The 12,471-nt window shown below is 70.5% G+C and carries 10 protein-coding genes; 8 read left to right on the top strand and 2 right to left on the bottom strand.

The genetic code is table 11. The annotated features are described in order from the left end of the window. The first annotated feature begins 130 nt into the window (after nucleotides 1-130). The 5 genes from ACN6LB_RS33020 (at nucleotide 131) to ACN6LB_RS33000 (ending at nucleotide 7,500) form a co-directional block, all read left to right on the top strand. Entirely contained in the window at nucleotides 131-631 is a 501-nt protein-coding gene (locus ACN6LB_RS33020) for a hypothetical protein (protein ID WP_445029048.1), read from the top strand. Between the two features lie 370 nt (nucleotides 632-1,001). Continuing rightward, on the top strand, nucleotides 1,002-1,820 hold the full coding sequence (locus tag ACN6LB_RS33015; RefSeq protein WP_356140120.1) for a glycosyltransferase family 2 protein: 819 nt from the start codon (nucleotides 1,002-1,004) through the stop codon (nucleotides 1,818-1,820). Continuing rightward, nucleotides 1,817-2,830: a glycosyltransferase family 2 protein gene (locus tag ACN6LB_RS33010; RefSeq protein ID WP_445029047.1), complete on the top strand. Its 1,014-nt coding sequence runs from the start codon at nucleotides 1,817-1,819 to the stop codon at nucleotides 2,828-2,830. The genes ACN6LB_RS33015 and ACN6LB_RS33010 overlap by 4 nt, the downstream gene beginning before the upstream one ends. Before the next feature lie 28 nt (nucleotides 2,831-2,858). Then, nucleotides 2,859-3,656, top strand: a complete 798-nt coding sequence (locus ACN6LB_RS33005; RefSeq protein ID WP_445029046.1) for a polysaccharide deacetylase family protein — start codon at nucleotides 2,859-2,861, stop codon at nucleotides 3,654-3,656. Further along, on the top strand, nucleotides 3,649-7,500 hold the full coding sequence (locus ACN6LB_RS33000; RefSeq protein WP_445029045.1) for a lipopolysaccharide biosynthesis protein: 3,852 nt from the start codon (nucleotides 3,649-3,651) through the stop codon (nucleotides 7,498-7,500). Before ACN6LB_RS33005 ends, ACN6LB_RS33000 begins: the two co-directional genes overlap by 8 nt. Nucleotides 7,501-7,536: 36 nt before the next feature. Here the strand turns inward: ACN6LB_RS33000 and ACN6LB_RS32995 are convergent, their stop codons facing one another. Continuing rightward, nucleotides 7,537-8,955, bottom strand: a complete 1,419-nt coding sequence (locus ACN6LB_RS32995) for a GH39 family glycosyl hydrolase (protein WP_445029044.1) — start codon at nucleotides 8,953-8,955, stop codon at nucleotides 7,537-7,539. Between the two features lie 211 nt (nucleotides 8,956-9,166). Between ACN6LB_RS32995 and ACN6LB_RS32990 the strand changes: the two genes are divergently transcribed. Then, a complete protein-coding gene (locus ACN6LB_RS32990) occupies nucleotides 9,167-10,261 on the top strand; it encodes a DUF5925 domain-containing protein (protein WP_445029043.1) in 1,095 nt (364 codons plus the stop codon). Between the two features lie 266 nt (nucleotides 10,262-10,527). Here the strand turns inward: ACN6LB_RS32990 and ACN6LB_RS32985 are convergent, their stop codons facing one another. Beyond that, the gene (locus ACN6LB_RS32985; RefSeq protein ID WP_356140125.1) at nucleotides 10,528-10,896 is read right to left on the bottom strand and encodes a GntR family transcriptional regulator; all 369 of its coding nucleotides are present in this window, start codon (nucleotides 10,894-10,896) and stop codon (nucleotides 10,528-10,530) included. Nucleotides 10,897-11,014: 118 nt separating this feature from the next. Between ACN6LB_RS32985 and ACN6LB_RS32980 the strand changes: the two genes are divergently transcribed. Next, nucleotides 11,015-11,944 (top strand): GNAT family N-acetyltransferase, encoded by a 930-nt coding sequence (locus ACN6LB_RS32980; protein WP_445029042.1) that lies wholly within the window; start codon nucleotides 11,015-11,017, stop codon nucleotides 11,942-11,944. Next, nucleotides 11,925-12,467 (top strand): DUF402 domain-containing protein, encoded by a 543-nt coding sequence (locus ACN6LB_RS32975; RefSeq protein WP_356140127.1) that lies wholly within the window; start codon nucleotides 11,925-11,927, stop codon nucleotides 12,465-12,467. The genes ACN6LB_RS32980 and ACN6LB_RS32975 overlap by 20 nt, the downstream gene beginning before the upstream one ends. Nucleotides 12,468-12,471: the final 4 nt, after the last annotated feature.

Here is a 12,471-nt window from a genome sequence, read left to right as displayed (position 1 = left end):
ACTGTCGTAGCAGCTACGCGTGTTGACAGGAAGTGTCCATGCCAAGACTTTCCGGCCCTTACCGGATCCCCCTCCCCGGGACGGACGGCGCCTCCGGGGAACTCTCGCGCCCCCCTGCACACCAAACGGCGTGAACGTCTTCCGCACCTTGACGACCCCCCGCCCGCTGCGCGACATTGAAGTCCGGCATCCGGCGCTTCAGGGGGCAAAGTCGCCAATGCAGACGATAGGCATCAACCCGCCGTCGGACGGAGACGAGCGGTCGGGGCAGGAACCGGGGAGGGACCTGCTTCCACTGCTCGCGGGTGCGGCGGTGGCCGTCGCGGGAGTCGGTGCGGTGCTCGCACTCACCGACGTGGACTCACCCCTGCGCGGCCCGTTCACCCTTTTCTTCCTGATCGCCGCACCGGGAGCCGCCGTCGCAGCGGCGTTGCACGGCCTCGAACCGTGGGGCCGCACCATCGCGTCCGTCGCGGGAGCGATCGCCATTGATCTCCTCGTCGCCGAGGGAATGCTGGCGGTGCACCGGTGGTCCGTTCACGGAGGTATCGCGGCAGTGACCGTGATCAGTTCCGTGATTCTGCTTCTGGTCGTCCTCAAACGGATGAGGAAAATCCGTTCGAGGCGTTAGGTAACAGCCAAATCAACAAAAACGTGAGGCCACGTTCCAGGTCTTGCCATACGTGCACAATCGTCAATACCGTCGTACATCTCACCCGCATCGGTCCATCATCGAGCGGCTCATGGGGAGGGCTCAAGGACCGCGATGGATCCCGGCGCGGGGCGCGGTAGGGGGGTGCCGTGCTCGGTGACCGCACTTGTGCCGAGTCGTGCCGCGCGACCGACTACCGACTTCTGTAGTCGGCCAGCTTTGCCAGCTCACCCGGCATGCACGGAGATCGATTTCGTCATGCCGTAAGTGAGAACCCCCCTTTCGAACCGGAGTAGAGAACCGGACCGCCCAGGGGCGGGCGGTCCACCGGACGAGAGGGACCAGACTCATGAGTTCATTTCTGCGACCGGCATTTTCGAGTCAAGATCCGTTAATGGCCGGCAAGTACCGGCCCATCTCCTCTCACCTGGCCATTGCGCCTCCGGTGAGCGTCGTGATTCCCGCCATGAATGAGGCCGAGAATCTTCCCTACGTCTTCAAGACCCTTCCTGACTGGATTCATGAAGTGGTGCTGGTCGACGGCAATTCCACGGACGACACCGTCGAAGTGGCCCGCGGGCTGTGGCCGGAGGTCAAGGTCGTCGAGCAGCGCGGAAAGGGCAAGGGAGATGCCCTGATCACCGGATTCGAGGCCTGCACCGGCGACATCATCGTGATGGTCGACGCGGACGGCTCGGCGGACGGCAACGAGATCGTGTCGTACGTGTCCGCACTGGTGTCCGGGGCGGACTTCGCGAAGGGGTCGCGGTTCGCCAACGGCGGCGGCACCTCCGACATGACGCCGATCCGCAAGCTCGGCAACCGGGTGCTGTGCGCGGTCGTCAACGCCAAGTTCGGCGCCCGCTACACCGATCTCTGCTACGGCTACAACGCGTTCTGGCGGCACTGCCTCGACAAGATCGACCTCGACTGCACCGGCTTCGAGGTCGAGACCCTGATGAACATCCGGGTCGTCAAGGCCGGCCTCAAGGTGCAGGAGATACCCAGCCACGAGTACCTCCGCATCCACGGCGCCAGCAATCTGCGCGCCGTGCGGGACGGGTTCCGGGTACTCAAGGTGATCCTCAAGGAGCGCTCCAACCGGCGCGCGCTGGCCCGTCGGCCGCACGCGGTGGCGCTCAACTCGGGCCGGGGAGAGATGCCTTGAGCGATCCGGACATCTCGGTGGTGATCTGCGTCTACACCGAGGACCGCTGGGAGGACATCCTCGCGGCGGTCGCCTCGGTGCGGGCGCAGTCCCTGCCTGCCCTGGAGACGCTGCTGGTCGTGGACCACAACGCGGCGCTCCTGGGCCGGCTGACCAGGGAGTACAAGGAAACCGGAGAGGTCCGGGTGCTCGCCAACGCGGGCCCCCGCGGCCTGTCCGCGGGCCGCAACACCGGCATCGCCGCCTCCCGCGGCGGGATCATCGCGTTCCTCGACGACGACGCCGTCGCCGAGCGCGACTGGCTGCGGTACTTCGCCGAGGGGTACGGGGATCCGCGGGTGATGGCCGTCGGCGGCCGTACGATGCCGATCTGGGCGTCGGGCCGCCGCCCGGCTTGGTTCCCCGAGGAGTTCGACTGGGTGGTGGGCTGCACGTACAAGGGACTCCCGCCGGGCCGCGTCCGGGTGCGCAACGTCCTGGGCGGCAACGCCTCCTTCCGCCGTACGGCGTTCGACGCGGCCGGCGGCTTCGCCACGGGCATCGGACGGGACGGCGACAAGCGTCCGCTGGGCTGCGAGGAGACGGAGCTGTGCATCCGCCTCACCCGCGCCAGACCCGACGCGATTCTGCTGATCGACGACCGCGCGGTGATCCACCACCGGGTGCCCGAGGCCCGCGAGCACTTCGCCTACTTCCGCACCCGCGCCTACGCCGAGGGGCTCTCCAAGGCTCTGGTCGCCCGAAGCGTGGGCGCCGGCAAGGGGCTTGAGTCGGAGCGCCGGTACACCACGCGTGTCCTGCCGGCCGGGGTGGTGCGCGGGATGCGCGACGCGCTGGTGGCCCGCGGGGCCAGGCCGGGCGGTGCGGGCCGCGCGGGTGCCATCGTCGCCGGAGTGCTCACGGCGGCGGGCGGGTACGCACTCGGCAGCGTCCGGGCCCACAGGGGTGGCGCCGTGTTCTCGGTGGTGCGGATCGAGGAGGCTCCGGACAGCGAGGGGGCTGCCGCATGACCATGCCCACCGTGCACGGGGGTGTCCGATGAACGCCCCCGTGCCCATCCTCATGTACCACTCCGTGGCGACCGCACCGAACGACGCCACCCGGGCCCTGTCCGTCGCGCCCGAGGCGTTCGCGGAGCAGCTGACACTGCTGGCCGACCAGGGGTTCACCCCGGTGAACACGGCGACGCTGGCGGCGAGCTGGCGCTCGGGCGGCCCGCTGCCGCCGCGCCCCGTCCTCATCACCTTCGACGACGGCTACGAAGGCGTGCACCGGCACGCGCTGCCGGTCCTCGCCAAGCACGGCTTCGCCTCCACCCTGTTCGTCTCGACGGGCTGGCTGCGCGGCGCATACGACACCGGCGGCGGCCTCGACACGATGCTCGACTGGGACCAGGTGCGCGCACTCGCCGGCGAGCAGGTCGAGATCGGCGGGCACAGCCACACGCACCCGCAGCTCGACCAGCTCGACGACGACGCGCTCCGCTTCGAACTGCTGCGCTGCAGGGAGATCATCGCCGACGAACTCGGCACCCGGCCCGCCTCGTTCGCCTACCCCTACGGCTACTCCAGCCGCCGGGTGCGGCGCACGGTGCGCGAGACGGGCTTCACCCAGTCGCTCGCCGTCGGCAACGGTCTGGCGCGCCGCCGACAGGGCCCGTACGCACTGCAACGGGTCACCGTGCGCCGTACGACCGGCATCGAGGAGTTCGAGCGGTTGGTCGAAGGCCGCGCGATCGCCCGGAACTTCGCCAGGGACCGCGTCCTCACCAAGGGGTACGCGTTGATCCGAAGAGCACGACAGGTCCGCCGAAAGGCCATCCGTTCCCGTGTCTGACACGACCACAGCCCAGGCAGAGTCGCCCGCGCCCGAGGCGCCCGAGCAGCAGTCGGGGCGCCGCCTCCGGCTGCCCGGCCGGGGCAAGGGCGCCGGAGGCAACCAACTGTTCCGCAACGCGTACGCGCTGATGCTCAACACCGGCATCTCCGCGGTGCTCGGGCTCGGGTACTGGCTGGTCGCGGCGCGCTACTACACCGAGGACGCGGTCGGGCAGGGCTCCGCCGCGATCGCCGCGATGAAGCTCCTCGCGGGGCTGACCGCGGTCACCCTGACGGGCGCCCTGGCCCGCTTCATCCCGGTCGCGGGCCGCCACACGGGACGGCTCATCTTCCGTACGTACGCGGGTAGTTCGGTGATCGTGGCGGTGGCCGCCGTGATCTTCCTGCTCACCCTCGACCTGTGGGGACCCTCGTACCGCTTCCTGCACGGACCGCTCAACGGCCTCGGCTTCATCCTCGCCGTCGCCGCCTGGTCGCTGCTCACGCTGCAGGACGGGGTGCTGACCGGGCTGCGCAGCGCGCTGTGGGTGCCGGTGGGCAACACCGTGTTCTCCGCGGTGAAGCTGGTGCTGCTGGTCGCCCTGGCCGCCGCGATCCCCACCACGGGCGTCTTCGTGTCCTGGGTCGCCGCGATCGCGATGTCGGTGGTCCCGCTCGGCTTTCTGGTCTTCCGGCGGCTGGTGCCCCGGCACATCAAGGCGACCGAGGAGCACGCGAAGCCGCCCACTCTCAAGGAGATCGGGCGGTTCCTCGCGGGCGACTACACCGGCTCGCTGTTCTCGCTCGCCGTGGTCTACCTCGTTCCGGTGCTCGTGGCCTCGCAGGTCAGCTCCACCGACAACGCGTACTTCTACATCACCACCACGATCGGCGGCACGGTCAACCTGCTCGCCATCAACATGGGCGCCTCGCTCACCGTCGAGGGCTCGCACGACCCGGCTCAGCTCGCCGCCAACACCCGGGCGGCGCTCCGGAGGATGGCCCGGATCATGCTGCCGGTGTGCGGCGGGCTGTTCGTCGGGGCGCCGTTCATCCTGCACGTCTTCGGACAGGGGTACGCCGACGCGGCCACGCCGCTGCTGCGCTGGTTCGCCGTCGGCGCGCTGCTGCGGGTCGTCATGGAGACCTACTTCGCGGTGCTGCGCGCGCAGAGCCGCACCTCAGGACTCGCCTATCTCCAAGGCCTGCTGTGCGCTCTTGTGCTCGGGCTGACCGTGCTGCTGCTGCCCCGCATGGGACTGACCGGCGCGGGCGTCGCGGAGATCTCCAGCCTCGCGGTGATCGTCGCGATCGCGGCGCCGAAGCTCTACAGGACGATCAGGGCCGTACCCGCCGCGGTGCCCGAGGCCGCGGCCCCCGACGGGGACCTCGCCGACCTGGGGGCGCGCGAGGTCCCCGCCTCGAAGACCCGCGAACCGAAGCGGGGGCCCGCCTGGGCCCTCGACTCGGACACCATCGCGCTCGGCATCCACGTCGACTTCGACCACCAGGAGCGCCGCCCCGACGTCCGCCCGGGCCCCGGGACCCCTCCCGCCGGAACGCCCCGGGCGCGGCCCGACCACCGGCCGACCTGGGCGCTGAAACCGGTGCCGCCGCTCGAACGGGAACCCTTGCTGGGCCTGCCCGTCGAAGCGCGCGAGCCCGGCTCGGAGGCCTCGCTGGGACCGGTCGAAGTGCCGGAGGTGGACGCGCCGTTCAGCCCGCAGGAGTCGGCGCTGCGGGAGATCACGCCCGTAAGGGAGACCGCGGCATCCTCCACAGAGGCGGAGGAGTCCCCGCTCGTCCTCGGCGCACCCGAGCCGCCGCAGTCCCTGCGGGAGCGTCTGCGGCACCCCACCCGGCCGGGTGTGGTCCTCGGCTGTCTGCTGACGGCCGCGCTGCTGCTCTACTGGGTGCCCGTACTGGGCCTCGGCGAGTCCGACCTCGACCGGATGGGCGGGCTCGGACTGATCTCCGTGCTCCCCCTGCCGACCCTGGTCGGGGCCGCTCTGCTGATCACGGTCTTCGCCGCGCTGCTGTGGACGGCCCGCGAGCACAAGGGACTTCTGCTCATCACGCTGCTGGCGACCGTGGTGTCGCTGCACGCGCTGCCCGCCGTGATCGAGACCGAGCCGCGGTTCGCGACCGCGTGGCAGCACCTCGGCTTCATGGACTACATCGACCGGACCGGCTCGGCCGTGCCCGATCTCGACGCGCGCTGGAGCTGGCCGGGCTTCTTCGCCGCGGCCGCGTTCTTCGCCAAGGCCTGCGGTGTCACCGACCTCACCGAGGTCATCCGCTGGTGGCCGCTGGCCATCCAACTGCTGTACCTGGCCCCGCTGTTCCTCCTGGTGCGCTCGATGCGGGCGAGCTGGCGCGCCAAGTGGACCGGCATCTGGATCTTCGTGCTCAGCGGCTGGGTCGGCCAGGACTACTTCTCCCCGCAGGGCTTCACGTACCTTCTCTATCTGGCCTTCGTGGCGATCCTGCTCGTCTGGTTCCGGGCCCCGCGCGTGCTGTGGACGAAGCGGCGGCCCGGTGAGGCGGAGGTCGAGCCGAGCAACCGGCGCCAGCGGGCCGTGCTCCTCATGGTCCTGATAGGGCTGTTCGCCGCGACCGTACCGGCCCACCAGCTCACGCCGTTCGTGATGCTGGGCGTCCTCGCGGTCCTCGTCCTGGTCGGCCGCTCCGAACTGCGCGGCCTGCCCGTCCTGTTCGCCGTACTGGTGGCCGTCTGGGTCGGCTTCATGGCCGAGCCGTACTGGTCGGGGCACTTCGACGACCTGTTCGGCGGGGTCGGCGGGGTCGGCAGCAATGTGTCGACCTCCGTCTCCGGCCGTATCCAGGGCGGCAGTTCGACCCACAAACTCGTCCTCTACACGCGCGTGCTGCTCGCCGGCGGCGTGATGGCCTTCGCCTGCTGGGGCTGGTGGCGGCGGCGCGACCACAAGTACCGCGAGCGGTCGCTGCTCGTCCTCACCTTCGTGCCGTTCCTGGGCTTCGGCATGCAGTCGTACGGCGGCGAAATGGCCCTGCGCGTCTTCATGTTCGCCCTCCCCGGCGCGGCGCTGCTCACCGGTCTCGCCCTGTTCCCGCGCACCGGAGTCACCGCGAAGGAACGGGAGAAGGACCGCATCAGCCTGGCTCCCGTGGCCGCGCTGATGGCGGGACTGATCCTGATGGGCGGCTTCCTGGTGGCCCGTTGGGGCAACGAGCCCTTCGAGCGGATCCGCCCCGGCGAGGTCACCGCCATGAACTACGTGTACGCGCACGACGATCCGACCGTGCGCCTGCTGTGGATGAGCAACGACACCCTCGACAACGTGACGCCCGCGATGCCGTGGGGGGCGCGGGACATGGAGAAGGTGCAGTACGTGCCGACGCTGGCGCCGGCCGACCCGGTGCTGGTGTCGGGGCTGGTCAAGGCGCTCAAGGACGCCGGCCCGAACTCGTATCTGATGATCAACCGCAGTCAGGTGGTCTATCTGCAGATGGACATAGGCTACTCGGCGAGCTGGGACTCCCGGCTCGTGCGCAACCTCGACGCCCGGAAGGAACTGAAGAAGGTCCTCGTCAACGACGACGTCACGATGTACGCCCTGCGCAAGCAGCCCGCCGGAAAGGTCCCGAAGGCCGAACCAGGCCCGATCGGACCCCAGGTGACATGGACACCGTGGTCCGTGGTCGGCGGTCTCGCGGCGATCGCGCTCATCCTGATGCTGACGGCCCGCGAGATCGTACGGGTCGCGTTGCGGCCGAGCGTGCGGCAGTTGCGGTGGCTGCAGAGCACCTTCTGGTTCTCGCTGCCCCTGCTGGCGGTGCTGCTGGCGTCGCTCGTGCAGCGGTTCCTGTCGATGAAGTAGGGCTGGGGGACGGCAACCCGAACGGAGTGAAGCGGCTCAGCGCCGGAGCCACTTCACCCCGTACGCCTGCATCTCGAACCGCTTTCCGTCGACCTTCGCGCTGATCGACCGGTCCAGGGTGTTCACGACCAGAACGGCCTTGTCGGTGGCGAGCACGCGCACGTTGGGCACGTCGTCCGCGGCGACCGACACGGTCCGGTACCCGGTGCCCGGCGGGAACTCCTGGCTGAAGCGGGAGATCAGGTCGTACATCGCGAGCGGCTTGCCGCCGTCCGCCGCGGAGGTCGGCGTCCACATGCAGCCCGCGCAGCCGGAGCCCTTCTCGTCCTCCGGGTTCCAGTAGAAGCCGGAGGAGGCGCCGCCCTTGACCATGGCGATCATTCCGGAGGCCTGGACGGCGACTCGGCGGGTCTCGGACCAGCCCTTGCGGTCGTCGTTGCCGTCGGCGGGCTCGACGTAGTACTCCGCCCACCACAGCGGCAGGTCGCGGGTCTGCGCGCGCACCCACTTGCCGACCGCGGTGAGCTTGTCGGTGGCCCCGAACTCGTCGGGCAGCAGTTCGTCGTCGTTGGTGTAGCTGGAGCCGTCCACGACGACGAAGTCGGCGCCGGCCTTGTTCTTGTTCCAGTAGTCGAAGGCGTCCAGGATCCGCTGGTCCATGGCGCCCCAGGGCCCCTTGAAGGTCTTGGAGGCGTCGTCCGAGCGCGGGTCGACGCTGTCCATGACCAGGTACGGGCCGCCGACCATGATGTCCTTGTCGACGTTCTTGAGCGCCTTGTAGACCAGGTTGTAGAGCTGGGTGTAGCCCTCGTAGTCCCAGCGGGCCTCGCTGTTGTTCCAGAAGCCCTTGAACTCGTTCCAGACGACGAAGTGGCGTACGTCCGGATAGCGCTTGGCGACGGTCGCGGCGAGCGCGGCGAAGTCCTTGTAGTGGGCGCGGTCCGGGGCGGTCTCCAGCGCCTGCTGGCTCCAGTCGGTGTTGCCGGCGCCGGCCTTGCCGCCCTTCATCCAGTCCGGCGCGCAGCACAGGGTGACGACCGGGGTGCCGCCGGACTTGCGGATGAAGTCGATCCGGCGGTCCATGTCCTCGAAGTCGTAGCGTCCCTTGACCGGTTCGGGGTTGTCGGAGCCCCAGCCCATGATGTGCTGGATCTGCGGCAGCCCCTTCCCCTTGAGCAGCCCCTCGACGCGTTCGGTCGCGGCGGAGCTGCCCTCGTCGGCGCTGTACTGGGTGTGCGTGAAGCCCCAGCCCACCTCGGGTTTCGGCGTGCCGGACGGCACCACCGGGGTGCCGTGCACCTTGTCGCCGTCGCGGGTGGTGCCCGCGTTGCTCGAACTGTCTCCGGGCAGGGTGTTGAGCAACGTCACCACCAGCGCCAGAGCGGCCACCCCTACGCCGAGCAGCGCGGTGAGCCGCCACCGCAGTGCCCCCGAATTCCACCCATGACGTCCCATCAAGGGCAACAGTATCGGCGAGTATCGGCCGTAGGACAGGCCTCGTCGGTGCACAGCCGTGCCACATTTTCCGGAAGCCGGCCCCCCGGGGCCTTTGGCCGGGAGCCGTTTGGCCGGGACACGCCTCGAAGGACGCCTTCGAAGAACACCGCGGACGGGCGGGCTGTGGAAATTCCATGCGGAGGTTCCCTTGGTGACAGATCATGGCGACATGTCTGCGAACCCACACGACGCTCTGCCGATCCGGCTCAACGTCGACGACAGCGACTCGCCGTCGGATGTCGTCGACGCGCTGTTCCTCGGCCGCTTCGCGACGGGCGAGCAGCCGCACTCGCACGCGGCGAACATCGACCGGGTACGGTCCGGGGCCACCCTCCTGCCGTCCGGCGCCCGTGTGCTGCGCTCGGCCCGCGACGACGACCGCAGCGCCACGCTCGCCGAGGGCGACGGCTGGACGCTGCTGGTCTCGCGCTGGAACCGCGGCGCCGACATCACGGTGACGGCCACCAGCGCCGAGCTCGCCGAGAAGGTCCTCGACCAGGCCACGGACGGCGCGGCGGACGAGCCCGAACCGCAGCCGGAGAACGTCACGATGGGGTTCTGGTACGTCTCGCCGAGGCGCGGCCCGCACCGCACCACCCGCCAGATCTCGGCGGGCACGTGGGACGAGGTCCGGTCCAACTACACGGCGCCGGTGGCCGACGCGATGGACCACCTGATGAAGACGACCCCCGAGGACATCGCCGGCCGGCTCCTGCTGCTGCACGGCCCTCCGGGCACCGGCAAGACGTCGGCGCTGCGCACGCTGGCGCGCTCGTGGCGGGACTGGTGCCAGGTGGACTGCGTCCTCGACCCGGAGCGGCTCTTCTCCGACGTCGGCTATCTGATGGACATCGCGATCGGCGAGGACGACGGCACGGGCAAGGGCCGCTGGCGGCTGCTCCTCCTGGAGGACTGCGACGAGCTGATCCGCGGCGAGGCCAAGCACACGGCGGGCCAGGCCCTGTCGCGGTTGCTCAACCTCACGGACGGTCTGCTCGGCCAGGGCCGCAACGTCCTCGTGGGCGTCACCACCAACGAGGACCTGGAGCGTCTGCACCCCGCCGTCGTCCGCCCCGGCCGCTGTCTCGCCCGCATCGAGGTGGGCGCGCTGACCCGCCGCGAGGCCGTGAACTGGCTCGGCACGGAGGAGGGCGTCGGCCGCGAGGGCGCGACCCTGGCGGAGCTGTACGCGCTGCGCCGCGGTACGCAGCCGACGTCGGTGCCGGATCCTCGCGAGGGGGCGGACGCGGGCTTGTATCTGTGAGGGACGGCTCCCCTTCTGTCCTGCCGCGACGGCGATCAACCACCGCCGCGGCATCCAACGGTGCCGCACCCGACGAGACCGGGTCCTCCGAGGGTGGTGCCCACAGCAACCGGGCCCTGGTCCGGCCCTGAGGCGCTTCTGATGGCTCCTGGCCGGGCGCCGAGCGGCCAGTCCGCCCGCCACCGGGCACCTCGCGAGGCGCCGGCCGCCTCTCCGGACCCGCCCGTTCCACCCCGAGGGCCGCTTCAGGACTCGTCACAAGCGCCCTACTCCCCGTACGCCGCCCGCAGGGCGTCCCGCACCGCGGCAAGCGCGTCCGACTCGCCGAGTCCGAGGCGACGCACGCGCTCGGCATAGCCCTGCGCGGCGGTCGCCGCCTCGCGCTCGGCGGCCGAACCCGCGGCGGCCACGAACGTGCCGTTGCGTCCCCTCGTCTCGATCACCCCGTCCGTCTCCAGAGCGCGGTACGCCTTGGCGACCGTGTTCGCGGCGAGGCCCAGCTCCTCGGCCAGCCCTCGCACGGTGGGCAGCTTGTAGCCGACGGGCAGCGCACCGGACCGGGCCTGCTCGGAAATCTGGGCGCGCACCTGCTCGTACGGCGCGGCCCCCTCTTGGATGTCGATCTTCAGAGTCACGGGGCGATTCTCCCGTACCTCCGGGGAAATGACCCGCTGCGCCGCCTTGGCGAAGTGCCGCGGCCCGCCGCGAAATTGAGGGGCGCCCGCGCGCTCCCCGCACGTAACGTGCGCATCCATGACTGTGATCGTTCGTGACCTCCGCCCTCACGACCGGCAGGACGCCGAGGGCTTCACCCGCGTCCGCCACCTGGTCCTCCCCTTCATGCTGCACACCCCGGAGTCCGTCGCCTACGACGTGCTTCACGCCCACCCCGACGCGCACTACCGACCGCTGGTCGCCGAGGCCGACGGCGAGATCATCGGCACGGCGCAGGTGGGCCTCGCCCATGACAGCCCGGAGCCGGGCCAGGGCTACGTCAACGTGTATGTGCACCCGGAGCGGACCGGCCGCGGCGCCGGCGCGCTCCTGGTCGCCACCGCCGAGCGGCGGCTGGCCGCGCTCTCCGCGACGAAGCTCTTCGCCTGGGTCCTGGACTCCCCCGGAAACCGCGCCTTCGCCGGACGTCGCGGCTACCGCCCGAGCCGCTCCGCGCACTTCCTCCGCCTGGACCTGGCGAACGGCGTGCTGCCGCCCCTCCAGGAGCCCCCGGCGGGCGTGGAACTGCGCAGTGGCTCGGACTTCGCCGACGACCCGCACCCGCTGTTCCTCCTGGACGCCGAGGCGATGGCCGACGAACCGAGCGACGTGGCCCAGGAGTTCACGGACTACGAGGCGTGGCTCCTGGAGACCTGGAAGCATCCCCTGTTCAACGCGGAGCTGACCTCGGTCGCGGTCGTCGACGGCCGGCCCGCCGCGTTCAGCGCGGCCCGCACCGACGGCTCCACCCGCTACGGCACCGTGATGACGGGCTCGGCGCGCGCCCACCGCGGCCGCGGCCTCGCCAAGCTCGCCAAGAACGACTCGCTGCACCGCGCCCGCGCCGCCGGCCTCACCGAGGCGTTCACCGGCAACGACGGGGGCAACGGGCCGATGCTGGCCATCAACGAATGGTTCGGTTACGAGATCTGTGCAACGGAGGTCCGCCATGTCCGCGAACTCACCTGACTCACCCACGTCACCTCGCGCACCTGAGGCGGCGGCCGTCCTGGAAGTCGTCCTGGTCAAGGCGGGCCGGACGAAGATCCGTTACCCCGCCGACCTGCTCGACGACGACGGCAACAGGATCACCGTCCGCGCGCCGTGGGCGGGTGAGGGCGTCCGCGACTTCGGCTTCGTACGGTTCGAGCCCGGCGATGTCTTCACCGAGTACTACTGGCGGGACCGCTGGTACGCCGTGAAGGAGGTCCGCGACGCGGAGGGCGTGCTGAAGGGCTGGTACTGCGACATCACCCGCCCGGCCGCCGTCACCGGTGGCGAGCTGGTCGTCGAGGACCTCGACCTGGACCTGTGGCGCTCCGCCGACGGCACCGCCGTACTGCGTCTGGACGAGGACGAGTTCGAGGCGAGCGGCCTGTCCGCCACGGACCCGGAAGCCGCGGCCGCCGCGCACAACGCCCTCGACACGCTCGAACGCCTCGCCCACGAGGGCGGCTTCGAGTCGCTGACGGCCCCGCGGGCGTCCGCCTGACCGC

This window comes from Streptomyces sp. SAS_270 (assembly GCF_052543295.1).
This window is presented reverse-complemented; position numbering and strand designations above follow the sequence as displayed.